Annotated in this window: 25 protein-coding genes and 1 pseudogene; 19 read left to right on the top strand and 7 right to left on the bottom strand. The window is 73.1% G+C overall.

The features are described from left to right. Nucleotides 1-69: 69 nt before the first annotated feature. The 7 genes from EJK16_RS18605 (at nucleotide 70) to mmsB (ending at nucleotide 9,397) form a co-directional block, all read left to right on the top strand. Nucleotides 70-1,128, top strand: coding sequence for a LacI family DNA-binding transcriptional regulator (locus tag EJK16_RS18605; protein WP_240646166.1), 1,059 nt, complete (start codon nucleotides 70-72; stop codon nucleotides 1,126-1,128). Nucleotides 1,129-1,291: 163 nt separating this feature from the next. Further along, nucleotides 1,292-3,055, top strand: a complete 1,764-nt coding sequence (gene araB / locus EJK16_RS18610) for a ribulokinase (RefSeq protein WP_127132093.1) — start codon at nucleotides 1,292-1,294, stop codon at nucleotides 3,053-3,055. Further along, nucleotides 3,052-3,765 carry an L-ribulose-5-phosphate 4-epimerase gene (locus EJK16_RS18615; RefSeq protein WP_127132095.1) on the top strand — a complete coding sequence of 238 codons (714 nt, stop codon included), beginning with the start codon at nucleotides 3,052-3,054 and terminating at the stop codon, nucleotides 3,763-3,765. Before araB ends, EJK16_RS18615 begins: the two co-directional genes overlap by 4 nt. Then, entirely contained in the window at nucleotides 3,765-5,273 is a 1,509-nt protein-coding gene (gene araA, locus EJK16_RS18620) for an L-arabinose isomerase (RefSeq protein WP_127132097.1), read from the top strand. The genes EJK16_RS18615 and araA overlap by 1 nt, the downstream gene beginning before the upstream one ends. A gap of 123 nt (nucleotides 5,274-5,396) precedes the next feature. Next, nucleotides 5,397-6,548 (top strand): multiple monosaccharide ABC transporter substrate-binding protein, encoded by a 1,152-nt coding sequence (gene chvE / locus EJK16_RS18625; protein WP_127132099.1) that lies wholly within the window; start codon nucleotides 5,397-5,399, stop codon nucleotides 6,546-6,548. Between the two features lie 150 nt (nucleotides 6,549-6,698). Beyond that, complete coding sequence (gene mmsA, locus EJK16_RS18630; protein WP_240646177.1) at nucleotides 6,699-8,222, top strand: multiple monosaccharide ABC transporter ATP-binding protein; 1,524 nt, start codon at nucleotides 6,699-6,701, stop codon at nucleotides 8,220-8,222. Further along, nucleotides 8,219-9,397, top strand: a complete 1,179-nt coding sequence (gene mmsB / locus EJK16_RS18635; protein WP_127132103.1) for a multiple monosaccharide ABC transporter permease — start codon at nucleotides 8,219-8,221, stop codon at nucleotides 9,395-9,397. Before mmsA ends, mmsB begins: the two co-directional genes overlap by 4 nt. 113 nt (nucleotides 9,398-9,510) lie before the next feature. Here the strand turns inward: mmsB and EJK16_RS18640 are convergent, their stop codons facing one another. Both EJK16_RS18640 and EJK16_RS18645 read right to left on the bottom strand, forming a co-directional pair. Continuing rightward, complete coding sequence (locus EJK16_RS18640) at nucleotides 9,511-10,179, bottom strand: TrkA family potassium uptake protein (RefSeq protein WP_127132105.1); 669 nt, start codon at nucleotides 10,177-10,179, stop codon at nucleotides 9,511-9,513. 101 nt (nucleotides 10,180-10,280) lie between these two features. Beyond that, nucleotides 10,281-11,660, bottom strand: coding sequence for a TrkH family potassium uptake protein (locus EJK16_RS18645; RefSeq protein WP_370276114.1), 1,380 nt, complete (start codon nucleotides 11,658-11,660; stop codon nucleotides 10,281-10,283). A gap of 238 nt (nucleotides 11,661-11,898) precedes the next feature. On the opposite strand from EJK16_RS18645, the gene EJK16_RS18650 reads away from it, so the two are divergent. From EJK16_RS18650 to EJK16_RS18660, 3 genes are all read left to right on the top strand, one after another. Then, complete coding sequence (locus tag EJK16_RS18650) at nucleotides 11,899-13,077, top strand: acetoin utilization protein AcuC (protein ID WP_127132109.1); 1,179 nt, start codon at nucleotides 11,899-11,901, stop codon at nucleotides 13,075-13,077. Between the two features lie 118 nt (nucleotides 13,078-13,195). Beyond that, nucleotides 13,196-13,411, top strand: a complete 216-nt coding sequence (locus EJK16_RS18655) for a helix-turn-helix domain-containing protein (protein WP_127132111.1) — start codon at nucleotides 13,196-13,198, stop codon at nucleotides 13,409-13,411. Nucleotides 13,412-13,482: 71 nt separating this feature from the next. Further along, the gene (locus EJK16_RS18660; protein ID WP_005504750.1) at nucleotides 13,483-13,581 is read left to right on the top strand and encodes a 30S ribosomal protein bS22; all 99 of its coding nucleotides are present in this window, start codon (nucleotides 13,483-13,485) and stop codon (nucleotides 13,579-13,581) included. Nucleotides 13,582-13,644: 63 nt separating this feature from the next. Here the strand turns inward: EJK16_RS18660 and EJK16_RS18665 are convergent, their stop codons facing one another. Continuing rightward, a complete protein-coding gene (locus tag EJK16_RS18665; RefSeq protein WP_127132113.1) occupies nucleotides 13,645-14,460 on the bottom strand; it encodes an HAD family phosphatase in 816 nt (271 codons plus the stop codon). Nucleotides 14,461-14,504: 44 nt separating this feature from the next. Between EJK16_RS18665 and EJK16_RS18670 the strand changes: the two genes are divergently transcribed. Beyond that, entirely contained in the window at nucleotides 14,505-14,789 is a 285-nt protein-coding gene (locus tag EJK16_RS18670; RefSeq protein WP_127132115.1) for a glutaredoxin family protein, read from the top strand. Between the two features lie 154 nt (nucleotides 14,790-14,943). On the opposite strand, the gene EJK16_RS18675 is transcribed toward EJK16_RS18670, so the two are convergent. Next, the gene (locus EJK16_RS18675; RefSeq protein WP_127132117.1) at nucleotides 14,944-15,486 is read right to left on the bottom strand and encodes a YceI family protein; all 543 of its coding nucleotides are present in this window, start codon (nucleotides 15,484-15,486) and stop codon (nucleotides 14,944-14,946) included. A 208-nt stretch (nucleotides 15,487-15,694) separates the two neighbouring features. Here EJK16_RS18675 and EJK16_RS18680 point away from each other — a divergent pair, with 208 nt between their 5' ends. Genes EJK16_RS18680 through ccsB form a run of 6 tightly spaced genes read left to right on the top strand, consistent with a single transcriptional unit; the run spans nucleotide 15,695 to nucleotide 21,184 of the window. After that, nucleotides 15,695-16,222, top strand: a complete 528-nt coding sequence (locus EJK16_RS18680) for a MarR family winged helix-turn-helix transcriptional regulator (RefSeq protein WP_127132119.1) — start codon at nucleotides 15,695-15,697, stop codon at nucleotides 16,220-16,222. A gap of 42 nt (nucleotides 16,223-16,264) precedes the next feature. Beyond that, nucleotides 16,265-16,948, top strand: a complete 684-nt coding sequence (locus EJK16_RS18685) for a histidine phosphatase family protein (RefSeq protein ID WP_127132121.1) — start codon at nucleotides 16,265-16,267, stop codon at nucleotides 16,946-16,948. Then, nucleotides 16,945-17,613, top strand: a complete 669-nt coding sequence (locus tag EJK16_RS18690; RefSeq protein WP_240646167.1) for a TlpA disulfide reductase family protein — start codon at nucleotides 16,945-16,947, stop codon at nucleotides 17,611-17,613. The genes EJK16_RS18685 and EJK16_RS18690 overlap by 4 nt, the downstream gene beginning before the upstream one ends. A 6-nt stretch (nucleotides 17,614-17,619) precedes the next feature. Further along, nucleotides 17,620-18,393 (top strand): cytochrome c biogenesis CcdA family protein, encoded by a 774-nt coding sequence (locus EJK16_RS18695; protein WP_370276117.1) that lies wholly within the window; start codon nucleotides 17,620-17,622, stop codon nucleotides 18,391-18,393. Between the two features lie 2 nt (nucleotides 18,394-18,395). After that, nucleotides 18,396-20,168 (top strand): cytochrome c biogenesis protein ResB, encoded by a 1,773-nt coding sequence (locus EJK16_RS18700; protein WP_240646168.1) that lies wholly within the window; start codon nucleotides 18,396-18,398, stop codon nucleotides 20,166-20,168. Continuing rightward, nucleotides 20,168-21,184, top strand: coding sequence for a c-type cytochrome biogenesis protein CcsB (ccsB, locus tag EJK16_RS18705; protein ID WP_127132122.1), 1,017 nt, complete (start codon nucleotides 20,168-20,170; stop codon nucleotides 21,182-21,184). The genes EJK16_RS18700 and ccsB overlap by 1 nt, the downstream gene beginning before the upstream one ends. 132 nt (nucleotides 21,185-21,316) lie before the next feature. Here the strand turns inward: ccsB and EJK16_RS18710 are convergent, their stop codons facing one another. Further along, entirely contained in the window at nucleotides 21,317-21,883 is a 567-nt protein-coding gene (locus EJK16_RS18710) for a PLD nuclease N-terminal domain-containing protein (protein WP_127132124.1), read from the bottom strand. Nucleotides 21,884-21,969: 86 nt separating this feature from the next. Between EJK16_RS18710 and EJK16_RS20480 the strand changes: the two are divergent. Beyond that, a pseudogene (locus EJK16_RS20480) lies at nucleotides 21,970-22,140 on the top strand (DUF4229 domain-containing protein); the annotation flags it as partial. A gap of 201 nt (nucleotides 22,141-22,341) precedes the next feature. Here the strand turns inward: EJK16_RS20480 and EJK16_RS18720 are convergent. Beyond that, the gene (locus EJK16_RS18720) at nucleotides 22,342-23,211 is read right to left on the bottom strand and encodes a 1,4-dihydroxy-2-naphthoate polyprenyltransferase (protein ID WP_127132128.1); all 870 of its coding nucleotides are present in this window, start codon (nucleotides 23,209-23,211) and stop codon (nucleotides 22,342-22,344) included. A gap of 131 nt (nucleotides 23,212-23,342) precedes the next feature. Beyond that, nucleotides 23,343-24,704 (bottom strand): AMP-binding protein, encoded by a 1,362-nt coding sequence (locus EJK16_RS18725; RefSeq protein WP_205739849.1) that lies wholly within the window; start codon nucleotides 24,702-24,704, stop codon nucleotides 23,343-23,345. A gap of 61 nt (nucleotides 24,705-24,765) precedes the next feature. Between EJK16_RS18725 and EJK16_RS18730 the strand changes: the two genes are divergently transcribed. Further along, nucleotides 24,766-25,902, top strand: coding sequence for a DUF3048 domain-containing protein (locus EJK16_RS18730; protein WP_127132130.1), 1,137 nt, complete (start codon nucleotides 24,766-24,768; stop codon nucleotides 25,900-25,902). The last annotated feature ends 35 nt before the right edge of the window (nucleotides 25,903-25,937 follow it).

Raw genomic sequence — 25,937 nt, forward strand, 5'->3', positions numbered from 1 at the left:
CGGCGCGGACGGGCCGGCCGCCCCCGTCGATACCCTGGCACTGAGCGACACCAGCCGGGCAGGAGTGAGATGGAACCGATCCCGGGCCCGCGCACGGCGCGGGTCGGCGCGCCGTCGATGGCCGACGTCGCCGCCGTCGCCGGCGTCTCCCACCAGACCGTCTCGCGGGTGCTGAACAACCCCGATGCGGTGCGCCCCGACACCCGCGAGCGGGTCCTCGTGGCGATCCGCGCTCTGGGCTACCGCCGGAACCCGGCCGCCCGCGCCCTCGTGACCCGGCGCACCCGGCTGATCGGCGTGATCAACCCGGGGGAGGCGCGGTTCGGCCCCGCGAACACCACGATCGCGATCGAGGAGGCCGCCCGCGAGGCCGGCTACGCGACGACGCTGACCATCATGCGCGACGCCCGGCACGAGACCGTCGAGGCGGCGCTGGAGTACTTCCTCGGGCTGGGCGTCGACGGCATCGTCGTCATCGCGGCCCGCACCCACGTGGCGGCGGCGGCGGACGAGCTGGCCGGCAGGCTCCCAGTGGTCATGGTCGCCGCCGGGCTGCAGGCCACGGCGTCGCTGCACGTCGTGGCCGTCGACCAGGAGCTCGGGGCGAGGATGGCCACCCGCCACCTCATCGGCCTGGGGCACCGCGAGGTCGTCCACGTCTCGGGCCCCAACGACTGGTTCGACGCCCGGGCGCGCGTCGCCGGCTGGCGCAAGGAGATGCGCGAGGCCGGCCTGGAGGTCTCCGCGCTCGTGGCCGGCGGGTGGGACGCGGCGCAGGGGTACGAGGTGGCGCGGCGCATGGCCCGGGACCGGCGGCTGCCGGGGGCCGTCTTCGCCGCGAACGACCAGATGGCGCTGGGGATGCTCCGGGCCTTCCAGGAGGCCGGGGTGCGCGTGCCGGAGGACGTCTCGGTCGTGGGCTTCGACGACGTGGCCGGATCGGAGTTCTTCTCCCCGCCGCTGACGACGGTGCGTCAGCCGTTCGCCGCCGTCGGGCGGCGGTGCATCGAGGTGATCCTCGGTGCGCTGGACGGTCGCAGCCCCAGCACCACGCTGATCCCGCCCGAGCTGGTCGTGCGCTCGTCCGCGGCCCGCCCGGCGCCGACGCGGGCAGATCCACCGCAATAGGCCTCCGCTTCACTGAAAACTCCGGCCGTATCACAGTTCAGTCGCGGGCGTCGGTCTGCGGTTGACAAGATCTGCACCTGTCGGCGACCCTCTGATGTTAGCGCTAACATCACGAACCATCGAAGCGGGTCCAGGCCGGGCCCCGGCATAGGAGCCGGTTCGCATGGCAGGTCTCAGCAGCACCTTCTTGGTCGGCGTCGACTACGGGACGCTGTCGGGCCGCGCGGTGGTCGTGCGGGCCAGTGACGGCGCGGAGCTCGGCAGCGCCGTGCACGAGTACGCGCACGGCGTGATGGACCGCGAGCTCACCGCCGCGGACGGCCGGCGCCTGCCGCCGGACTGGGCGCTGCAGAGCCCCGAGGACTATGTCGACGTGCTCCGGACCGCCGTCCCGGCCGCGCTCCGCGCCGCCGGGGTGGACCCGCGGGACGTCGCCGGCATCGGCACCGACTTCACCGCCTGCACCATGGTGCCCACCACGGAGGACGGCACGCCGCTGAGCGCCCTGGCGCACCTCGCGAACCGGCCGCACACGTGGGTCAAGCTGTGGAAGCACCACGCGGCGCAGCCGCAGGCGGACCGGATCAACGCGCTGGCCCACGAGCGGGGCGAGCCCTGGATCGACCGGTACGGCGGCCTCATCTCCTCCGAGTGGGAGTTCGCCAAGGGCCTGCAGCTCCTCGAGGAGGACCGCGAGGTCTATGACGCGACCGCCCACTGGGTCGAGGCCGCCGACTGGATCGTGTGGCAGCTGTGCGGCAGGTACGTGCGCAACGCCTGCACCGCCGGGTACAAGGGCATCTACCAGGACGGCTCCTACCCGTCCGAGGAGTTCCTGGCCGGCCTCAACCCCGACTTCGCCGGCTTCGTGCGGGACAAGCTCGCCGGGGACATCGGCCAGCTCGGGCACCCCGCCGGGACGCTCACCGCGCGAGCGGCGGCCTGGACGGGACTGCCCGAGGGCATCGCCGTGGCCGTCGGCAACGTCGACGCACACGTCACGGTGCCCGCGGCGGACGCCGTCGAGCCGGGCCAGATGGTCGCCATCATGGGCACGTCCACGTGCCACGTCATGAACGGGGACACGCTCGCCGAGGTGCCGGGCATGTGCGGGGTCGTCCGCGGCGGGATCGTCGAGGGCTACTGGGGCTACGAGGCCGGGCAGAGCGGCGTCGGGGACGTCTTCGGCTGGTTCGTCCAGAACGCGGTGCCACCGGCATACGTGGACGAGGCCCACGAGCGGGGCGTCTCGGTGCACCGGCTGCTCACCGAGAAGGCCGCGGGCCAGCAGGTGGGCGAGCACGGGCTCGTCGCCCTGGACTGGCTCTCCGGCAACCGGTCGGTGCTGGTCGACCACGAGCTCTCGGGACTGGTCCTGGGGCTGACGCTGACCACCCGGCCGGAGGACGTGTACCGGGCGCTGCTCGAGGCGACGGCCTTCGGCACCCGGGTGATCGTCGAGGCCTTCGAGGACGCCGGGGTCCCCGTCACCGAGCTCGTGGTGGCCGGCGGCCTGCTGAAGAACTCGGTCCTCATGCAGATCTACTCCGACGTCACGCGGCTGCCGCTGTCCACCATCGTCTCCGACCAGGGCCCCGCGCTGGGCTCGGCCATCCACGCCGCCGTCGCCGCCGGGCTCTACCCGGACGTCCGCGCCGCCGCGCGGGCCATGGGCAACCGCCGGGTGGCGGCCTACACCCCCGACGAGGACGCGGCGCTGCGCTACGACGCGCTGTTCGCCGAGTACGGCGCCCTGCACGACTACTTCGGCCGGGGCGGGAACGACGTCATGCACCGGCTCAAGAAGATGCGCCGCGATGTGGTCTCCGGCCGCGCCGCCAGCCGCGGCACGGACACGGCCGGACGCGCGGAGCCGGACACGGCCGGGCGCGCGGACACCGACCTGGCCGAGAGGCAGGTGCGATGACCGTCGACCTGGCGGCCCTGTCCACGGCGGTCCGAGAAGCCGTCGCCGAGTGCCGCGAGCGCGTGGCGGCGCTGCACGCCGAGCTGCCCCGCAACCAGCTCGTGGTCTGGACGGCCGGCAACGTCTCCGAGCGGGTGCCCGGCGCGGACCTCTTCGTCATCAAGCCGTCCGGCGTGAGCTACGACGAGCTGGACGCCGCGACCATGGTGGTCTGCGACCTGGGCGGCAACAAGATCGAGGACGGCACCGCGGAGCGGCTCCAGCCCTCCTCGGACACGGCCGCCCACGCCTACGTCTACCGGCACATGCCGGAGGTCGGTGGCGTCGTGCACACCCACTCCACCTACGCCACCGCCTGGGCCGCCCGCGGGGAGCCGGTGCCGTGCGTGCTCACGATGATGGCCGACGAGTTCGGCGGCGACATCCCCGTCGGCCCCTTCGCCCTCATCGGTGACGACTCCATCGGGCGCGGGATCGTCGAGACGCTGCGGGAGTCGCGCTCCCCGGCCGTCCTCATGCGCAACCACGGGCCGTTCACCGTGGGCAGGGACGCCCGCGCGGCCGTCAAGGCCGCCGTCATGTGTGAGGAGGTGGCCCGCACCGTCCACATCGCCCGCCAGCTCGGCGAGCCCACGCCCATCCCCGCCGCCGACGTCGACGCGCTCTTCGCGCGCTACCAGCAGGTCTACGGCCAGCGAGGGGAGAGGTGATGTCCGCGCCGTTCGAGGGCAAGGAGATCTGGTTCCTGACCGGGAGCCAGGACCTGTACGGCGAGGACACGCTGCACCAGGTCGCCGAGCAGTCCCGGGAGGTGGCCTCCACCCTCGACGGCGCCGCGGAGATCCCCGTGCGCATCGTGTGGAAGCCGGTCCTGAAGGACCGCGACGCCATCCGCCGGGCGGCGCTGGAGGCCAACGCCGCCGACGCCTGCCTGGGCGTGATCGTGTGGATGCACACGTTCTCGCCCGCGAAGATGTGGATCCTGGGCCTGGACGTCCTGGCCAAGCCGATGCTCCACCTGCACACCCAGGCCAACGTGGCCCTGCCGTGGGCGGACATCGACATGGACTTCATGAACCTGAACCAGGCCGCCCACGGCGACCGGGAGTTCGGCTACGTCGCCACCCGTCTCGGCGCCCGCCGCAAGACGGTGGTGGGCCACGCGAGCAGCGCGCGCGTCCAGGCGCAGGTGGCGTCGTGGGCCAGGGCGGCCGCGGGGTGGGCCGCCATGCACGAGCTGCGCGTGGCGCGCTTCGGCGACAACATGCGCGACGTCGCCGTGACCGAGGGGGACAAGACGGAGGCCGAGCTGCGCCTCGGCGTCTCCGTCAACACCTGGGGGGTCAACGACCTCGCCGACGCGGTCGACGCCGTCGCCGACGTCGACGCCGACGCGCTGGTCGACGTCTACGACGGGGCGTACGACGTCGCGGAGGAGCTGGGCCCGGGTGGCGGGCGCCGCGAGTCGCTGCGCTACGGCGCGCGCCTCGAGCTGGGGATGCGGGCCTTCCTGGACGCCGGCGGGTTCGCGGCCTTCACGACGAACTTCCAGGACCTGGGCGCGCTGCGCCAGCTGCCCGGCCTCGCCGTCCAGCGCCTCATGGCCGACGGGTACGGGTTCGGCGCGGAGGGGGACTGGAAGACCGCGATCCTCGTGCGGGCCGCGAAGGTCATGGGGCACGGCCTGCCCGGCGGCGCCTCGCTCATGGAGGACTACACCTACGAGCTCACGCCCGGCCAGGAGAAGATCCTCGGGGCCCACATGCTCGAGGTCTGCCCGACCCTGACCACCCGGCGCCCCCGGCTGGAGATCCATCCGCTCGGCATCGGCGGGCGCGAGGACCCGGTGCGCCTCGTCTTCGACACCGACCCCGGCCCGGGGCTGGTCGTGGCCATGTCCGACATGCGCGACCGGTTCCGGCTCGTCGCCAACGTCGTCGACGTCGTCCCGCCGGACGCGGACCTGCCGAACCTGCCCGTCGCCCGGGCCGTGTGGGAGCCCCGACCAGACCTGGAGACGTCGGCGCGGTGCTGGCTCACCGCCGGCGGGGCGCACCACACGGTCATGACCACGGCCGTCGGGCTCGAGGTCTTCGAGGACCTCGCCGACATCGCCGGGCTCGAGCTCGCCGTCATCGACGGTGCCACCACGCCCCGGGGCTTCGCCCGCGAGCTGCGCTGGAACCAGGCGTACTACCGCCTGGCCCAGGGAATGTGAGGCGCCGCTGACCCTGAGCGTCCCCGCCGCGGCGGGGGTACGCACGCCCCTCGTGCGCGAGCGGGCACGAGAGCCAGCCACGCCGGCCGGCTCGCCGGCAGGACACGTCAAGGAGGAAGACACATGAGGAAGAGCAGGCTCACGGCACTGGCGGCAAGCGTCGCCCTCGCACTCGGGCTCGCGGCGTGCGGCGGCGGCGGCGCCGGCGGGGGCGGCGGTGCCTCCGGGGGCGCCAGCGGCGGCGGGAGCGGGGAGGGCGGGATGGTCGGCGTGAGCATGCCGACGCAGACGTCCGAGCGCTGGATCGCCGACGGCAAGGCGGTCGAGTCGGGTCTGAAGGACGCCGGGTACAAGGTCTCCCTGCAGTTCGCCGGTGACGACATCCCCACCCAGTCCCAGCAGATCGACCAGATGATCACCCAGGGAGTCAAGCTCTTGGTCATCGCCGCGATCGACGGCACGGCCCTGTCCGGGCAGCTCCAGGCCGCCAAGGACGCGGGCATCCCGGTGATCTCCTACGACCGGCTGATCCGGGACACCCCGAACGTGGACTTCTACGTCACCTTCGACAACTACCAGGTCGGGGTTCAGCAGGCGACCTCCCTGCTGACGGGCCTGGGCCTGCTCAACAAGGACGGTTCCCCGGGCAGCGCCACGGGTCCGTTCAACGTCGAGCTGTTCGCGGGCTCGCTCGACGACAACAACGCCCACTTCTTCTGGCAGGGCGCGATGGACACCCTCAAGCCCTACCTCGACAAGGGCACGCTCGTCGTGAAGTCCGGCCAGACGAAGATCGAGCAGGCCGCGATCCTGCGCTGGCAGCAGGAGACGGCCCAGAAGCGCATGGAAGACCTGCTGACCGGCGCCTACAGCGACGGTTCCAAGGTCAACGGCGTGCTCTCCCCGTTCGACGGGCTCTCCCGCGGCATCATCACCGCCCTGCAGAACGCCGGCTACAAGGCCGGTCAGGACATGCCCATCGTCACCGGGCAGGACGCGGAGATCGCCTCGGTCAAGCTCATCGCCGACGGCGTGCAGTACTCGACCATCTTCAAGGACACCCGCAAGCTCGCCAAGCAGGCGGTCACCTCCTCCGAGGCGTTCCTGAGCGGCAAGCAGCCGGAGGCGAACGACACCAAGACGTACGACAACGGCGTCAAGGTCGTCCCGTCCTTCCTCCTGCAGTCGGACATCGTCTACGCCGACAACATCCAGAAGCTGCTCGTCGACTCGGGCTACTACACCGAGCAGCAGGTCAAGAGCGGCCAGGCCTGATCCGCTCGCCCGGCCGGTGGGTCTGGCGGCGCGGCCGCCAGACCCACCGGGCAGGCACAACACAAGGAGTGACGCATGAGCGACGACGGACGCGTGAGCGACGACGGACGCACCAGCCACGACGGGCGCACGAGCGACGACATCCTGCAGATGCGCAACATCACCAAGACCTTCCCCGGCGTCAAGGCGCTGGAGGACGTCTCCCTGAGCGTCCGGCGCGGCGAGATCCACGCCATCTGCGGGGAGAACGGCGCCGGGAAGTCCACCCTCATGAAGGTGCTCTCCGGCGTGTACCCCGCGGGCAGCTATGACGGGGAGATCTATCTCGACGGCGAGCGGGTCGAGTTCCGCTCGATCAACGACAGCGAGGCGCGCGGCGTCGTCATCATCCACCAGGAGCTCGCCCTCGTGCCGTACCTCTCCATCGCGGAGAACATCTTCCTCGGCAACGAGCGGGTGGGGACCGCGCTGATCGACTGGAACCAGACCAACGCGCAGGCCGCGGAGCTCCTCGAGCGCGTCGGGCTGCGGGAGAACCCGGTCACGCCGGTCGGCCAGCTCGGGGTGGGCAAGCAGCAGCTGGTCGAGATCGCGAAGGCCATGTCCAAGAACGTCCGGCTGCTCATCCTCGACGAGCCCACCGCCGCCCTCAACGACCAGGACTCCGAGCATCTCCTCGGCCTGCTGCGCCAGTTCCAGCAGCAGGGCATCACCTCGATCATGATCTCGCACAAGCTGAACGAGATCGCCGACATCGCCGACTCGACCACCATCATCCGCGACGGCAAGACGATCGAGACGATGGACATGTCCGCCCCGGACGCCACGCAGGACCGGATCATCCGCGGCATGGTCGGGCGCGACCTCAGCCAGCGTTACCCCGAGCACGAGTCGCACCCGGGCGAGGAGGTGTTCCGCATCGAGGACTGGACGGTGCTGCACCCCACCCAGGCGGGACGCGTCGTCATCGACTCCGCGGCGCTCTCCGTCCGGGCCGGCGAGATCGTCGGCCTCGCCGGGCTCATGGGCGCCGGGCGCACGGAGCTGGCCATGAGCGTGTTCGGCCACAGCTACGGGAAGGTCGTGTCCGGCCGGGCCTTCATGCACGGCCGCGAGGCCAGGGTCCGCACGGTGCAGGAGGCGATCGACAACGGCATCGCCTACGCCACCGAGGACCGCAAGCGCTACGGCCTCAACCTCATCGAGGACATCAAGCGCAACGTCTCCGCCGCGGCGCTGGGCAAGCTGGCGAAGGGCGGCTGGGTCAACGGCCACGAGGAGATCGCCGTCGCCGAGCGGTATCGGCAGAGCCTCAACATCAAGACACCCTCCGTGATGGCCGTCGTGGGCAAGCTCTCCGGCGGCAACCAGCAGAAGGTCGTCCTGAGCAAGTGGCTCTACACCGACCCCGAGCTCCTGATCCTCGACGAGCCGACCCGAGGCATCGACGTCGGCGCCAAGTTCGAGATCTACACGATCATCAACGCCCTCGCGGACGCCGGGAAGGCGGTCCTCGTCATCTCCTCGGAGCTGCCCGAGCTTCTCGGCATCTGCGACCGCATCTACACCCTGGCCTTCGGGCGCATCACGGGTGTCCTGCCCCGGCAGGACGCCAACCAGGAGCGCCTCATGGCGCTCATGACCCAGGAGAAGGAAAAGGAACTGGTCTCATGACTGGCATCACGAGCCTGCGCGAGCTCCTGACCAGGAACCTGCGCCAGAGCGGCATCTACATCGCCTTCGTGCTCATCGTGGGGCTGTTCACCATCCTGACCGGTGGCGTGCTCCTGAGCCCGGGCAACATCACCAACCTCGTCCTGCAGTACTCCTACATCCTCATCCTGGCCATCGGCATGGTCATCGTGATCATCGGTGGGCACATCGACCTCTCCGTCGGCTCGGTGGTGGCGCTCACCGGCGCCGTCTCTGCCGTCCTCGTCATCCAGAACGGGATGCCGTGGTGGGTCGGGGTGCTCGCCGCCCTGGGCACGGGGCTGCTCGTCGGCGTGTGGCAGGGCTTCTGGGTCGCCTACGTCGGGATCCCCGCCTTCATCGTCACCCTCGCCGGCATGCTCATCTTCCGCGGGCTGACCCTGCAGGTGCTCCACAACATCTCGCTCTCGCCGTTCCCGGGGCAGTACCAGAGGATCGCGAGCGGCTTCCTCAACGGGCTCCTCGGGGGCCAGGGGGTCGACATCTTCACGCTGCTCATCGCCGCCATCGCGGTCGTGGGCTACGCCGTGAACTCGTTCCGGCACCGTCAGGCGCGCCTGCGGTACAAGCAGCCCGTCGAGGCGATGCCGCTGTTCATCCTCAAGGTGGTGGCCATCGCGATCGTCGTGATGCTGTTCGCCTACCAGCTCGCGCGCAGCCGTGGCCTGCCCATCGTGCTCATCCTCCTGGCTGTGCTGATCCTCGCGTACAGCCTCGTGACCACCAAGAGCGTCTTCGGCCGGCACGTCTACGCGATCGGGGGGAACCTCAGCGCGGCCATGCTCTCGGGCGTGAAGGTCCGAAAGGTCAACTTCTGGATCTTCGTCAACATGGGCCTGCTCTCCTCCGTCGCGGGCATCGTCTACTCCTCCCGCTCGAACGGGGCTCAGCCAGCGGCGGGCAACATGTTCGAGCTCGACGCGATCGCCGCCGCGTTCATCGGCGGTGCGGCCGTCACGGGCGGGGTGGGCACGGTGGTCGGCGCCATGGTCGGTGGTCTGATCATGGCGGTGATGAGCAACGGCATGCAGCTCATGGGCATCGAGCAGTCCGTCCAGGCCGTGGTCCGTGGTCTCGTGCTGCTGCTGGCCGTGGCCTTCGACGTCTACAACAAGCGGCGCGCCGGCACGCGCTGAGCCGCCGAACGACCAAGGGCACCCGGTGGCCGACCTCGAGGAAGGGGACGGCCACCGGGCGCCGGCGTGCCCCCGGGCGACGGCGGGTGCGGTCGGCGCTGGGGGCTGCCCCTCTACGGCCGGTGCGCGAAGCGCTCCAGCAGGTTGGTGTCGCCGCTGACGATGAGGAGGTCGTCCGCCCCGACCAGCGTGTCCTCGGTGGCGTACTCGAACGGCTCGCCCGGCGGCTTCACACCGATCACGGTGATGCCGTAGCGCTCGCGGACCTTCGACTGGCCCAGGGTGAAGCCGTGCGTCTCGCGCGGCGGGCGCATCTTGACGATGGTGAACCCGTCCTCCATCTCGATGTAGTCGAGCATCTTGCCCGAGACCATGTGGGCGACGCGCTGGCCGGCGTCGTACTCGGGGTAGACGACGTGGGTCGCGCCGATGCGGCGCAGGATGCGCCCGTGCTCGGCGCTGATCGCCTTGGCCCAGATCTGGGGCACCTCCATGTCCACGAGGTTGCCGGTGATGAGCACCGACGCCTCGAGCGAGGTGCCCACCCCCACGACCGCGACGGGGAACTCCTCCGCGCCGAGCTGCTCGAGGGCCTCGGGGTTGGTGGCGTCCGCCTCGACGAGCGGGAGCCGGGTGGACCACTGCTGGACCAGGGCGGGGTCCTTTTCCACCGCGAGGACCTCGCGGCCGAGCTTCTCCAGGGTGGCGGCCATCGCCGACCCGAACCGGCCGAGGCCGATCACGAGTACCCCTGAGTCCTTGGACTCTGCCTTCTCTGCCATCACATCTCCTTGGTGGGGCCGCGGCGGACGTGCGCCGCGGCCCGGCCGGTTGCTCGGTGGTTCGTGCGTGGCCGCGCTGCCATTGTGGCCCCGGGGCGCCGTCAGCCGATGATCGGCCGCTCGTGGGGCATGCGGATGACCCGCCTGCGCTCGCGCAGCGCGAGGGCCGCGGCGACCGTGATGGTGCCGGTGCGCCCGGCGAACATCAGGACGGTGAGGACGTACTTCCCCGAGTCGGGCAGCCCGGGCGTGATACCGGTGCTGAGGCCGCAGGTCGCGAACGCGGAGATCACCTCGAAGAGGATCACGTCCAGCCTCAGGTCGGTGACCATGAGGAGCAGCAGCGTCGACACGCCTACGAGGGTCGCGCCGATGAACGCCACCGACACGGCCAGGCGCACGGTCGACGAGCCGATCCGCCGGCCGAAGGCCTCGATGTCCCGGTCGCCGCGCGCCTCGGCCACGATCGCCAGCAGCAGGACGGCGAGGGTCGAGACCTTGATGCCGCCCGCGGTCGAAGCGCTCCCGCCGCCGACGAACATCAGCGCGTCGGTGAAGAACCAGGTCGCCTCGCGCATGTCGCCGACGTCGACCGTGGAGAGCCCCGAGGAGCGCGGCGTCATCCCGTGGACCATGCTCGCCAGGATCTTCTCGTCGAAGGGCAGACCCGCCAGGGTGTCCCGGTTCGTCCACTCGAACAGGGCGAACACGAGCATCGCGACGACCGCGAGGCCGCCGGACGTCACCAGCGTCAGCTTGGCGTGGAGCGTCCACTTCTTCGGCGTGCGCCACAGCCGCGCGACGTTGAGGATCACGGGGAAGCCGATGGCGCCGATGAAGGTGCCGACCACGATGGGCAGGCCCAGCCACCAGTCGCCGACGAACGGCGTCAGGCCGCCCTCGATGATGACGAAGCCGGCGTTGTTGAAGATGCTCAGCGCCATGAACACGCCGTGCCACAGCGACTGCCCGAGCGACTCGCCGAGCGTGAGGAACCGCGGCACCAGGATCAGGGTCAGGGCGCCCTCGACCGTCAGCGACGCGACCAGTACGGCCCGGACGAGGGTGCCGACCTCACCCAGCCGGGTGGTCTTGGTCTCCGACGCCGCGAGCATCCGCTGGGTCAGGCCGATCCGGCGGGAGACCGCGAGGCCGAGGATCGAGGCCAGCGTCATGACGCCGAGGCCACCGATCTTGATGCCCACCAGGACCACCGCCTGGCCGAGCGGCGACCAGTACGTGGCGGTGTCCACGGTGGTCAGGCCGGTCACGCACACGGCCGACGTGGCGGTGAAGAGGGCGTCGATGAACGGCGCGCGATCCCCCGAGGCGGTGGCTGCGGGAAGGGAGAGCAGCGCCGTCTCGACGGCGATGATCGAGGCGAAGACCAGCAGCGCGAGACGTGCGGGGGAGGACCGGGCGATGTGGTCCAGCCAGTCGCGCGCCGCGCTCAGCGTGCCCGGGACCACATCCGTCGCCACGAGGACTTCCCTTCCCACGCGCCCTCGGCACGGCTCGACCCCACGCCCGCGGCGCCAGCCCGCGGCGCAGGCGCGGGCCACGCCCACCTTGGCACAACGTCCGCCTCGCCCGCGCACGCTGGCGTGCGTCCGCGCACGTGGCGGGGCCGCACGGCAGCGCGACGGCGCAGGCCGGACGATCCGCCGCCGGCTTGTGGTGACGGTCACGGGCACGCGCCGCCGCCCGCTACGGTGAGGCATGCCCACCGATGCGCTGCTGGTCTGGTCCGAGGACCTCGTCAGCTATAACTTCGGCCTCGGTCATCCCATGGCGCCGGTCCGGCTGATGCTCACGCACCGCCTCCTGGGCGACCTGGGGATCCTCGACCTGCCCGAGCTGCGGCTGGCCCCGGCCCCCGTGGCCAGCGACGCCGAGCTCGCCCTGGTGCACACCCCCGACTACGTCGCAGCCGTGCACGAGGCGGAGGCGGACGGCCACCCCCGGCCGCAGTTCGGGCTCGGCGACGACGACACGCCCGTCTTCGGCCAGGTCCACACCGCGTCGGCGCGGATCGTCGGCTCGACCCTGACCGCGGCCCAGGCCCTCTGGCGGGGGGACGTGACGCGTGCCGTGAGCGTGGCGGGGGGCATGCACCACGCCATGCCCGGCCGCGCGTCGGGGTTCTGCGTCTACAACGACGCCGCCGTCGCCATCTCGTGGCTGCTCGGGCAGGGCGCGCGCGTGGCCTACGTCGACATGGACGCGCACCACGGCGACGGCGTCGAACGCACCTTCTGGGACGACGACCGCGTGCTGACCGTCTCCGTCCACCAGCACCCGGGCAGCCTCTTCCCCGGCACCGGGTACGCCCAGGACATCGGCTCGGCGGGCGCCCGCGGGACCGCCGCCAACGTCGCGCTGCCGCCGGGGACGTCCGACGCCGCGTGGCTGCGCGCCATCGAGGCGGTCGCCGTGCCCCTGGTGCGCGAGCACGCGCCCGACGTCCTCGTCACCCAGCACGGCTGCGACTGCCACGGGCGGGACCCGCTCGCCCAGCTGGACGTCTCCGTCGACGCCCAGCGCGCCGCGGCCCTGATGATGGCCGGGCTCGCCGACGAGCGCCCGCCGGGACGCTGGCTGGCGCTCGGCGGCGGAGGCTACGAGGTGGTGGGGGTCGTGCCGCGCGCCTGGGCGCACCTGGTCGCCATCGTCGCCGGGCACCCGATCGACCCGGCCACGCCCGTGCCGGAGGCGTGGCGCGCGCGGGTGCACGACCTTGCGGACGTGACCGCGCCGGAGACCATGAGCGACGGGCGCGACGGGACGTATCCCCGGTTCGCGGACGGTTTCAACCCGGATGACGCCGTCGACCGGGCGATCATGGCCACCCGTCAGGCGGTGTTCCCGTGGCACGGGCTGGATCCGCTGCTCGACTGAGGCCCGGGCGCCGTTCCCGCACGGCGAACGAACGCTGTTTCCACGCGGCCCCGATTACCCCTATATTTCGCTCTGGAGAAGCCCGCCATGTTGGCGGCACGAATAAGGACGGGTGGACATGGCTGAGCAGCAAGGGCCGCCGCGGTTTCTCACCGTCGCCGAGGTCGCCGAGCTCATGCGGGTGTCCAAGATGACGGTGTACCGCATGGTGCACGCCGGCGAGATGCCCGCCGTGCGCATGGGTCGTTCGTTCCGCGTGCCGCAGGCCGCCGTCGAGCATCTGATCAGCCAGGGGCTCGGCGACTGGGGGCAGGCGTCGGCCGGCGGCCGGTGAGCGGGTAGAATCTCTGTGTTCTGCGCGCGGCCGCCCGCCCCGCGCCCCGCGATCAACCCTGTGAGGTCCCTATGGGCTCAGTCATCAAGAAGCGCCGCAAGCGCATGTCGAAGAAGAAGCACCGCAAGCTGCTTCGTAAGACGCGTCACCAGCGTCGTAACAAGAAGTGACGCCGGCGCCCCACGGGGCGCCATGACGGCAGGCCCGGCCCCAGCGCCGGGCCTGAGCCGTCTTCAGGGCCGCGCCCGCACCCGCCGCAGGAGCGCCCGCGCCACGATGGAGACCGCCCACGCGGTGCCCGCCCAGCTGGCCGAGCGGGCCCCGGCGCGCAGGTCCTGCTTCACCGACCGCCGTCGGCGGCGGAAGTCCCGCACCGGCCAGCCCACCTCCGCGGCGTGCAGGCGCAGCCGCGGCTCCGGGTTGATCGCGCAGGGATGCCCGACGGCGCCCAGGATCGGCACGTCGTTGATCGAGTCGCCGTAGGCGTACGAGCCGCCCAGGTCGATGCCCCGCGCGGCGGCGAGCTCGCGCACGGCCGCCTCCTTGCCCGGCCCGTGCAGCATCGTCCCGGTCAGCTTGCCGGTGTAGTGACCGTCGGTGGCCTCCATGCGCGTGGCCAGCGCGCCGGTGGCGCCCAGGCGCCGGGCCAGCAGGTCCGCGATCTCGGTCGGGGTGGCCGTGATCAGCCAGACCTCGTGGCCGGCGTCGAGGTGGGCCTGCAGAAGGGCACGGGTGCCGGGGAAGACCCGGTGGCCGAGCACCTCGTCGTAGACCTCCTCGCCGATCGAGATGATCTCGGCGACCGAGCGGCCCTCGATGAGGCGCAGGGCGCGTTCCTTGATGGCCGCGATGCGCAGCAGGTTCTCGCCCAGGACCGCGTAGGCCACGGAGTGCCGCGCGGCGAAGAGGATGTCGCGCAGGCCGAAGAAGCCGCGCCGGTAGAGCTCGCGGGCCAGGTGGTACGCGCTCGCGCCCCGGATGATGGTGTTGTCGACGTCGAAGAAGGCCGCGACGTGGTCGGTGGCGGCCTCTACCTCGGGTCGTGGCACCCGGCCAGCCTAACGGCGCCCCGCGCCCGCGTAGGGTCGTGGCCATGGACGACACTGGAGCGGCGGCGCCCGCGGGCGGGACTGGCGGCGGATCCCGGGTGGTCCTCTACGGACGCGCCGGCTGCCACCTGTGCGACCAGGCCAGGACGATGCTCCTTGGCCTGCGCGAGGCGACGGGGGAGGGCTTCGAGGAGGTCGACATCGACGCGGACCCCGCCCTGCGCGAGAAGTACGGCGAGCTCGTCCCCGTCGTCACGGTCGACGGGGTGCAGCAGGGCTACTGGCGCATCGACGCCGGGCGTGTGCGCGCGGCGCTCGGGCGCGGCTGACCTCGCGGCGACGGCGGGACACGACGGCGGCGCCGGGACGCCACGACGGCGGCGCCGGGACACCACGACGGCGGCGCCTGGTGCAGGCACCGCCGTCGGTGGGTGCGGCCGCGTCCGTGCGGCCGGCCGGGTCGGGTCCGAGGACCCGGGTGACTCAGGCCTCGGTGACCGGGTTGGCCTCGACCTCGAGCGAGATCTTGATCTTGTCGCCCACCAGGAAGCCGCCGGTCTCCATGGCCGCGTTCCAGGTGAGGCCGAACTCCTTGCGGGAGATCTCGGTGCCGGCGGAGAAGCCGATACGGGGGGCGCCGAAGGCGTCGACGACGGAGCCGTTGAACTCGGTCTCCAGCGTGACGGGCTTGGTCACGTCGTTGATCGTGAGCTCGCCGACGATCTTGAACTCCTCGCCCGCACCCTCGATGCCGGTGGTCACGAACGTCCAGGTCGGCTTGCTCTCCGCGTCCCAGAAGTCGGCCGAGCGCAGGTGGCCGTCGCGGTTCGCGTCGCCGGTGTTGATCGACGAGGCGTCGATGTTCACGGTGGCCTTCGAGTCCGCGAAGTTCTCGGCGACGACGATGGTGCCGTCGACCTTCTCGAACTTGCCGCGCACCTTGGAGATGCCGGCGTGGCGGACGGTGAAGCCGACGTCGGTGTGCGAGGCGTCGATGACGTAGGTGCCAGCGGGGATCGAGCTCATGGTTCCTCCGAGGGGATCGAACAAGTAGTTGACGATTGAACTATATACTGGGCGGGTGTGGTCTGCGCAAGTGATCCCGCCCACGGGTATCAGAGCCTGAGACGGTCCCGCCCGCGATGTCCGTCGCGGGGCTGGGCACGGTGCGCGCGGCCGTACGACGATGGTGAGTGACCAACCGGCGCCCCGGGCGCCGAGGAGGGTGAGACACATGTCCGCACCGACGCAGCCGGCGACGCGCTGGCTCGACGCCGACCAGCAGCACAGCTGGCGCCAGCTCCTGCGGGGTTCGGCCCAGCTTTTCGACGACATCAACCGCGACCTCGAGGAGCGGTCGGGGCTCTCGCTCAGCGAGTACGAGGTGCTCGTCCGGCTCACGGAGGCGGAGGGCCGGACGATGCGCATGTCCGTCCTCGCGTCCGAGCTCGTGCACTCCCGCTCGCGCCTGACGCACACCGTCCGGCGGATGGAGAGCGCCGGGCTGGTGGAACGTCGCACCTGCTCCGACGACCGGCGAGGGGTCAACTGCACCCTCACCGACGCCGGGTTCGACCGCCTCGTGGCCGCGGCGCCCGGCCACGTCGACTCCGTCCGCGCGCGGCTGGTGGACCGGATCACGCCCGAGCAGATGCACCAGCTCGGCGAGATCATGGCCGTCTTCGCCGACGACGGCGAGACGGCGCACGCGCCGGGGGACGGCGCGCCGTCCGGCACCAGCGCGGACGCCGGGGACGAGTAGGGCCCGGTCCGCCCGGTTCGCTGAGTTTGCGACACTGGGGTCATGCAGCGAACGACGGTCCACCTCATGCGGCACGGCGAGGTGCACAACCCCGACGGCGTCCTGTACGGGCGCATGCCCGGCTACCGGCTCTCCGCGCGCGGCCAGGAGATGGCGGCGCGCGTCGCCGAGGTGCTCCACGCCGCGGGCCACGACATCCGCGCCGTCGTCGCGTCCCCGCTCCAGCGGGCCCAGGAGACGGCACGCCCCACGGCGAGCGCCTACGGGCTCGAGGTCGGTACCGACGAGCGCCTCATCGAGGCCGCGAACCGCTTCGAGGGCGTCGCGGTCAACAAGAACCGCGCCGTCCTCGCGCACCCGCGCTACTGGCCGTCCTACGTCAATCCCTTCCGGCCCAGCTGGGGCGAGCCCTACCGCTCGCAGGTGGCCCGCATGAGCGGGGCGATCTCGGACGCGCTCACGCGCGCCGACGGCGGTGAGGTCCTGCTCGTGAGCCACCAGCTGCCGATCTGGTCCACGCGCCTCTTCCTCGAGCGCCGCCCGCTCGCGCACGACCCGCGCCGGCGCCAGTGCTCGCTGGCCTCGCTCACGTCGCTGACCTTCGACGGGCGGCGGCTGGTCGGGCTGAGCTACTGGGAGCCCGCCGGGGAGCTGCTCCTCGGCGCGTCGGACATGGTGCCCGGGACCTCGGCCGCCGCCGAGAACGACGGCGGGGCGCTCGCGTGAGCGGGGACGGCGCACGGGCGACGCGCACGCAGGGCGCCCAGGCCGGGCGCCCCCCGGGGGCTCAGGCCGGGCGCCCCCGCGGCGCGCGGGCGCGGGTGCTGCTGGCCGCCGTCGTCGCCGCGGTGCTGCTCGCGGCGGGCTGCGCCCCGGGAGGCGCGTCCGGCGACCCCGGCTCGGTCAACGGCGGCTACGTGGCGGGGGACGGGTCCTTCGCCACCTGGCCCGAGGCCGACCGCGGCGACCCGGTGGAGCTGACCGGCACGAGCTACGAGGGCGACCAGATCGACGTCGCCGACTGGCGCGGCGACGTCACCGTGCTCAACTTCTGGTACGCGGCGTGCCCGCCGTGCCGCGCCGAGGCCCCCGACCTGGCGGCCGTCCAGCACAACTACGCGGCCCAGGGTGTGCACCTGCTCGGGATCAACCCGCGCGACGACGTCGGCACCGCCCAGGCCTTCGAGCGCACCTTCGACATGCCCTACCCCTCGCTGCACGACTCGGGCGCCCGCGGCGTCGCGGCGCTGGAGGGTCTGGTGCCGCTGCAGGCCATGCCGTCCACCGTCGTGCTCGACCGTGACGGGCGGGTGGCGGCCCGGGTGCTCGGGCAGGCGGACCCCACGATCCTGCGCGGGCTCATCGACGACGTCCTGGCCGAGGGGGCCTGAGGCGCGGTGGACCAGATCGCCGAGCTCTTCCAGCGCACCGTCGTCGACGGCTCCATGCTCGCGGCGCTGCCCGTGGCCATGGTGGCCGGGCTCGTCTCCTTCGCCTCTCCGTGCGTGCTGCCGCTGCTGCCCGGATACGTCGGGTACCTCGGCGGCATGGTCGGCACCACGACCGGCGGCGCGGGCGCCCGGAAGGGCTCCGGCGGCGGGCGGCTGCTGGTGGGGGTCCTGCTCTTCGTCGCCGGGTTCAGCGCGGTGTTCGTGGGCCTCAGCCTGGCCTTCTCCTGGGTCGGCATCGCCCTGACCCCGTGGATCGGCACCATCATGCGGGTGCTGGGGGCGGTCGTGATCCTCATGGGCCTGGCCTTCATGGGGGCGGTGCCCTTCCTCCAGCGGGACCGGCGCATCCACGCCACCCCCCGCGGCGGGATGTGGGGCGCGCCGGTGCTCGGCGTCGTCTTCGGCCTCGGGTGGGCCCCGTGCATCGGCCCGACGCTGGCGGCCGTGCTCACCCTCTCCCTCGGCGGCGCGGACCCCGCGCGCGGCGTGGCGCTCGCGGTGGCGTACTGCCTCGGGCTCGGGGTCCCGTTCGTGGTCCTGGCCATGGCCTTCTCCCGGTCCCGGCGGGTGCTGGGCTTCCTGCGCCGGCACCGGCTGCTCATCCAGCGGCTGGGGGGCGCCCTGCTGGTGCTGCTGGGCATCGCGCTCGTCAGCGGGGTGTGGGGCACCTTCTCCAACTATCTCCAGGGCCTCGTCCTGAACTTCGAGCCGGTGGTGTGAGCGTGGCCAAGCTGCGGACGAACGAGAACGACCCGACGAACCTGAGCTCCAAGGCGGGCCTGGGCGACGAGGCCGCGCCGGGGGACTCCCGAACCTCGGGCGGGTCCGGCGGCGGCCCCGGCGTGGAGGTGCCCGCCCTGGGGCTGCGGGGCTGGCTGCGCTGGACGTGGCGCCAGCTCACCAGCATGCGCGTGGCCATCATGCTGCTGCTGCTCATGGCCGTGGCGGCGCTGCCCGGCTCGTTCTTCCCGCAGGACCCGCAGAACCCCGCGAAGGTGGCCCAGTACCAGCTCGACCACCCCTCCCTGGCGCCGTGGCTCGAGCGGCTGGGCCTCTTCGACGTCTACGGCTCGCCCTGGTTCGCGGCGATCTACCTGCTGCTGTTCACCTCGCTGATCGGCTGCATCGTGCCCCGCATCGCCGTGCACTGGCGGGCGCTGCGGGCGCAGCCGCCCCGGGTGCCGCGCACGTTCACCCGGTTCCCGGTGCGCGCCGAGCGGGTGGTCGACGCGACCGCCGCCGACGCGACCGACGCCGTCAGGGCGGCGCTGAGGGGCCGCTACCGCGCGGCGGTCACGCCCGACGGGATCACGGCGGAGCGCGGGTACCTGCGCGAGACCGGCAACATCGTCTTCCACCTCTCGCTCGTCGGCATCCTCCTGTCGCTGGCCGCCGGCCAGCTCTTCAGCTACCGGGGCCAGGCGGTCGTGGTGGAGGGGCAGTCCTTCGCCAACTCCGTCGTCGCGTACGACTCCTTCGACCCCGGCACCCTGTTCGACCCGGGCTCGCTCGAACCCTTCACCTTCACGCTGAAGAAGTTCGAGTCCGAGTTCAACGCCGTCGCCCAGGCCCGGAACTTCACCGCGCACATGGAGGTCAGGGAACCGGACGGGTCCACCCGGGCGGAGCTCCTCAAGGTCAACCACCCGATGACGGCCGGCGGCGCGAACGTCTACCTCTCCGGCAACGGGTACGCCCCGGTGATCACCGTGCGCGACGGCGCCGGCGAGGTCGCGTTCTCCGGGCCGGTGCCGTTCCTGCCCGAGGACGGCGTCTACACCTCCCGGGGCGTCGTCAAGGTGCCCGACGTCAGCCCCGGCCAGGAACAGCTCGGGCTGACCGGCGCCTTCCTGCCCACCGCCGTCGCGGAGCCGGACGGCTCCGGCGTGCGCTCCGTGTACCCCCAGCCCGACGCACCGCTCCTCGCGCTGACCGCCTGGGCGGGCGACCTCGGGCTCGACGGCGGCGTCCCGCAGAACGTCTACGTCCTGGACACGGACGCCATGCGGCAGCTGTACGAGCCCGCCGCCGACGGCTCGCCCGGCTCCGCCGAGGGCGGCCAGGCGCCCGTCACCCTCTTCCTCGCGCCCGGGCAGACGGTCGACCTGCCCGAGGGGCTCGGGTCGGTGACGTTCGACTCCCTCCCGCGGTTCGCGGCCCTCGACCTGCGGTACGACCCGTCGCTGCCGTTCCTGCTGACCTTCGCCGTCACCGCGATGGTCGGGCTGTTCGGTTCGTTGTTCGTCCCGCGCCGGCGCCTGTGGGTGCGCCTGACCGCGCGGCCGGGTGGCGGCACCGACGTCTCCGCCGCGGCGCTCGCGCGCGGCGACGACCCCGCGCTCGGCAGGGACCTGGAGCGCGTGATGTCCGCGGCGGGGCCCGCGAGGCACAATGAGACCGCTGAGACCACCGCGGCAGGCCGTCCGGGCGCACCGGACCGGGCCGAGGCGGTAGGGACAACCGCCGGCGCGCTGCCGGCCCAGGAAGGACACTGATGCCGGAGAGCAACCTCGGTCAGCTGAGCACGCTGCTGATCTACGGCGCGATGGCCGCCTACATGGTGGCGCTCGTCGCGTTCGCGATCGACCTCTCGGGCCTGCGGGACCGCGGCCCGGAGGGGCGCCGGCGCCGGGCGGTGGGGATCGCCATGTCTACGACGTGGCTCGGCGCGGGCCTCCATCTCGTGGGCGTCGCCACCCGTGGCATCGCGGCCGGGCGGGTGCCCTGGGCCAACATGTACGAGTTCTCGATCCTCGCCACCCTCGTGGCGGTCGCGATCTTCCTCGCGCTGCAGCGGGGCCGTGACCTGCGGATCCTGGGCACGTTCGTGGTCGGGCCGGTGCTGCTCATGCTCGGCGTCGCCGTCTCGGTGCTGTACGTGCGCGCCGACGGCGTGCAGCCGGCCCTGCAGAGCTACTGGCTGGTGATCCATGTCTCGATCGCGACGGCGGCGGTCGGTGTCTTCGGCATCGCGGCCATGCTCTCCGCGGTCCAGCTGGTCCAGGAGCGCGCCGAGCTCCGGCGCGGCCGGGAGGCGGAGGCGGGCGCCGGTGACCTGGCGCTGGTCGGCTCCGCCGGCGCCGCGACGGCGGGTGCGGCGCACGCCGTCGCCGGCCGTGGCGGCAGCGGCGCCGCGGGCGCGCCCAGCGGCGCGGGACGCCCGGGCTTCTGGGGCAGGGTTCTGGAGGTCGTGCCCTCGTCCGCGGAGCTGGAGCGGATCTCGTTCCGCCTCAACGCCGTCGGCTTCATGATGTGGACCTTCACCGTCATCGCCGGCGCCATCTGGGCGGAGCACGCCTGGGGCCGGCCGTGGGGCTGGGACCCCAAGGAGGTCTGGTCCTTCGTGATCTGGGTGGTCTACGCCGCCTACCTGCACGCCCGCGCCACCCGCGGGTGGGAGGGGCGGCGCGCCGCCTACCTGTCGCTGTTCGGGTTCGTGTGCATCCTCGGGAACTACTTCGTCGTGAACCTGCTGTTCAACGGCCTGCACTCCTACAGCGGGATCGGGTAGCCCAGCGGGATCGGTTAGCCCGCCGCCGGCGGCCGTGCCGGCGGTCCGCCCCCGCGGCCCCTCGGCTCGCCCGTGGCGGGCCGCCCGTGGCCTACTCGCTCGTGGCCTACTCGCTCGCGCCGGTCTCCGCGGCTACTCGCTCGTGCCGGTCCTCGCGTCCGGGTCCACGGTGCCCTGCTCGCCCTCGTCGGCGACACGCTCGTCGTCCTTGCGGGGATCCGCCGGGCCGTGGTCCGAGGCGCGCTGCGCCCGTTCGGGACCGAGGCGCCCCTTGGGGGACTCGCGGAGACCGCCCGAGGTGGCCCCCTGGCCGTTCTGGTCCGGGTGACCCTTGCCCCCGTTCCCGGTGCGACCTTCCTTGACGGCCCGGCGCCGTTCCCGTGCCGTGCGGCGACGCTCGGCCTCCAGCCGGGCGAGGAACTCCGGGTCGTCGTCGGGGGCCACCGGGCCGCGGCGCCGGGCGGGTGGTGCGGTCCACGGCCCCGGCCGGGTCCCGCTCTGCTGCGCCGCCTCGGCCCTGGCGATCCTGCTGATGACGAGCCACGCCAGCGCGCCGAGGCCCGGGAACACCAGGATGAGGACCACCCAGAGCGCCTTGGGGATCCCGGCCGGCATGGAGTCCTCAGGGGTGCGCACACAGTCGATGAGGGCGTAGATGATGACCGCGAGCAGAAGGATCACGGGGAGAAGTTTTCCCATGCCCCAAGGGTAATCGGGCTGGGAAGCGGTGGACGCCCGAGGGGGCGCCCGGCGGGCCGGCGGCGCCGGCGCCGTAGTGTGGGGGGATGCGTCTGCTCGTGTACACCGCCCTCCGGCTGGTGATGGTCCTCGCCGCCGCCGGCGTCCTGTACGTGCTGGGGATGCGGTCCTGGTTGCTGTGGGTGACCGCCATCGTGCTCGGCGCGCTGGTCTCGTTCCTCGTGCTCAAGCCGCAGGGCCAGGCCGCCGCCCAGGTGATCTCCGAGTACAGCCCCCTGCGCGAGCAGCGGCCGACGTTCTCCCCCCGGGTGGAGCAGGACGCGGCCTACGAGGACGCGCTCCTCGACGAGCGCGCCGACGGGCCGGACGAGCCCGGGCCGGAGGAGACCGGGCCGGGTGCCGATCCCGCCCGTGGCGCCGCACCCGCCCGCGAGGGCTCGCCGGCGGAGGGCAGCTCGCTAGAGCGCGAGCCCGACGCCGAGCAGCAGCCCGTAGCCCAGCTCGAGGAGCCCCGTGTCGCGCAGGACCACGATGAGGTCGCGGCCGACGGCGCCCCCGAGCACGATGCGGCTCAGGCGGACCGCCCACGGGACGAGGACCAGCACCAGCAACGCCCACGGTGACTGCAGCGCGCAGGCCACGCCGAGCACGACCGGCAGCCAGATCATGGCGACGTAGGTCCAGCGTGCGCCGCGCTCCCCGAGGCGCACGGCCATCGTCGTCTTCCCCACCCGGGAGTCCGTGGGGATGTCCCGGATGTTGTTGACCATGAGCAGCGCGCAGGCGATGAGGCCCACCCCGACGGCGCCCGCCCAGGCCATCCAGGACACCTCCAGCGCCTGGGTCCAGGTGGTGGCGAGCGTGGCCATCAGCCCGAAGAAGACGAAGACCCCCACCTCGCCGAGGCCCATGTAGCCGTACGGGTGCTTGCCCCCGGTGTATCCCCACGCCGCCAGGAGGGCGGCGGCCCCCGCGGCGAGGAGCCACCACGAGCCCGACGCCGCGACCAGGCCGACGCCCAGGAGGCCGCCGACGCCGAGGCTGACGAGCGCCGCCCGCTTCACCGTCGCCGGCGTCGCCTTCCCGCCGCCGGTGAGCCGCGGCGGGCCGGTGCGGACGTCGTCGGTGCCCCGGATCCCGTCCGAGTAGTCGTTGGCGAAGTTCACCCCGATCTGCAGCGCGAGGGCGACGCCCGCGGCCAGCAGCGCCCGGCCTACCGATGCCTGGCCCAGGCCCACGGCCGCGCCCGTGCCGATGAGCACGGGCGAGATGGCGGCAGGCAGGGTGCGCACGCGCGCGCCCTCGAGCCAGTCGGTCAGGGTGGCCATGGGACTCCGTCGAGGTCGGGGGCGGCCCGGTGGGAAGGACCGGGCAAAGGGGGACGATCAAGGATAGTGGCGTGCCGGCCGGCCCGGCGTCCGCGCCTCGGCCGCCGTCGGCGCCGCGCCGTGGGCCAGGCCTAGCGTCCGCGGCTGCCCTCGTCCGCCGTCGGTGGTGCGCCGTGGACGTGACGCTCGACGCCGGAGCCGTGCGGCTCGCGCAGCGCGGCCTCGGCGATGCGGGCCGACGCGATCCGGTCCACCTTCCCCGGGCCGCGCTCGGCCAGCCGCGGCACCACCACCAGCGCCCGCGGGGCCTGGGCGCTGTCGAGCCGGGCGGCGACGAGCGCGCGCAGCTCGGCGAGGGCCGGGGCGGCGGCCCCCGGCGCGACGGTGAGGACGGCCGTGACCAGCTCGCCCCACTCGTCGTCGGGCACCCCCACGACGACCACCTGACCGACGCCCGGGTGCTCGTGCAGGACCCGCTCGACGGCGCCGGGGGAGACCTTCACGCCGCCGGTGTTGATGAGGTCGTCCATGCGGCCGAGTACGACCAGCCGGGCGGCCTGTCCCGGGGCGGAGTGCTCGAGCCGGCCCCGGTCCGACGTGCGCAGCCACCGGACCCCGTCCGCGGTGGTGAAGGCCGCCTCGTCCGCGGCCGGGTCGTCGAGGTACCCGGAGGCGAGCACGGGCCCGCTGATCTCCACGCGCTGGTCCGTGGTGCGGACCGTCACGCCCGGCAGCGGCACGCCGTCGTAGACGCACCCGCCGCCCGTCTCGGTCATGCCGTAGGTCGTCACGACGCGCAGGCCCGCGTCGCGGGCGCGGCCGAGGGTGTGTAGCGCCGACGCGGCACCACCGACGAGGATCGCGGCGAGGCGCCGCAGTGCCGCGACGGCGTCGTCGCCGGCGTCGAGGACGCGCACCAGCTGGGTCGGTACGAGGGACAGGTACCCGGGGACGTCGGCGCGCATGGTGCGGGCGGCGCCGGCCAGCGACTCGGCGTCGAAGCCGCCGGTGGTGTCCAGGACCACGGGCTCGGTGCCGGCGAGCGCGGACCGCACCAGGACCTGCAGGCCGGCGACGTGGTGGCTCGGGACGGCGAGGAGCCACTGGCCGGGCCCGGCCAGCCGCTGCTCCGTCGCGCGCGCCGACGCGGCCAGCGACCGGGCGCTCAGGGCGACCAGGTGCCCCCGGCCCGTCGTGGAGCCCGACGTCTGCAGGATCACGGCCGTGCCGCCGGGGACCGGGCGCCGCAGCCGGCCGCGGACCTCGGTGAGCACGTCGGTGCCGGACCGGTCGGGGCTGTGGGGGACGAGGATGCGCGCGTCGTCGCCGAGGACGACCCCGCGCAGCGCCCCCAGGAGCGCCGCGACCTCCCGCGGGTGCGTGCCGCCGGGGACCGGCTCGAGCCCCGCAGCCAGGGCGCCGGGGTCGCGGCCTTCACGCCCGGGCGACGACGGGGCGGGCGGGTCCTTCGGCGGCACGGCGTGGCTGGTCACCGAACCAGGGTAGGTCGGCCACTAATGTGAGCGTCATCTCCCCGTCAGAGAGCAGACAACGATGAGCACCCCGACCCCGGACCGTTCCCCCGCTGGGGCGGCCGGTCCGCGCGGCGATCGCCGGCGCCCGTGGCGGCGTGGGCGGGTGGGCGTGGCGTTCGTCGTCGGCGTGGCGCTGGCGCTCGCCGCCTGCTCGCCGTCGACCCCGGAGCCAGAGCCGTCGACGACGACGACCCCGGCCGTGGATCTCGCGAAGAAGGCGCGGCCCGCGCCGCTGCCCGCGCGGTGGCCGCTGACGGGCGTGGCCGGGGAGGTCACCCCCCGCCCGGCGCTCTCGGTCAAGATCGAGAACTCGGCGGCGGCGCGCCCGCAGACGGGCCTCGAGGACGCGGACGTCGTCTGGGAGGAGATGGTCGAGGGTGGGATCACGCGGTTCAACGCCGTCTACCACTCCGCCGTCCCGGACGTGCTCGGGCCGGTGCGGTCGGTGCGTCCGATGGACGCGGCCATCTCGGGCCCGCTCGGCGGGGTGATGGCCTTCTCCGGCGGGCAGCCCCAGTTCGTGCAGCAGATCCGCGACGCCGGCCTGCAGGTCCTCAGCAACGACGAGGGCGTCCGCGGGCTGTACCGGGTGAAGTTCAGGCGCGCGCCGCACAACGTCTACGGCTCCGGCCCCGACCTCCTCGCCCAGGCGGACGGCGCGCACAGCGCGCCGCCGGCGGAACAGCTGCGTCACGCCTGGGATGCGGCGTCCGCGAGCGCGGTGAAGGCGGGGACGCCGGCGTCGAGGATCGTCCTGGCGTTCCCCAGCGCCGCGCCAGGGTGGACCTGGGACGGGGCGGCAGACGCCGGCCGCGGCGGCGGGCCGGGCGTCTGGGCACGCGACGAGCGCGGCGCCGCGCAGGTCTCCGCCGACGGTGTGCGCATCGTGGCCACGAACGTCGTGGTGCTGCGCGTCCAGGTGGTCGACACGGGCGCCCGCGACCCCGCGGGCCTCCCGGTCCCGGAGACGGTCCTCACCGGCAACGGACAGGCCTTGGTCGCCACCGGCGGCAAGGTCCTGGAGGGCACCTGGTCCAAGGCCGGCACGCGCGACCCGCTCGCGCTCACCGCGGCCGACGGCACCCCGCTCACGATCGCTCCGGGGAACACGTGGATCGAGCTCGTGCCGGTCAACGGCGGCGTGACGGTCCAGTAGACGGGGCCAGGGAGTCGGACCCCCACCGAGGAACC

The sequence above is a fragment of the Georgenia sp. SYP-B2076 genome (genome assembly GCF_003991205.1).
GTDB lineage: Bacteria > Actinomycetota > Actinomycetes > Actinomycetales > Actinomycetaceae > Georgenia.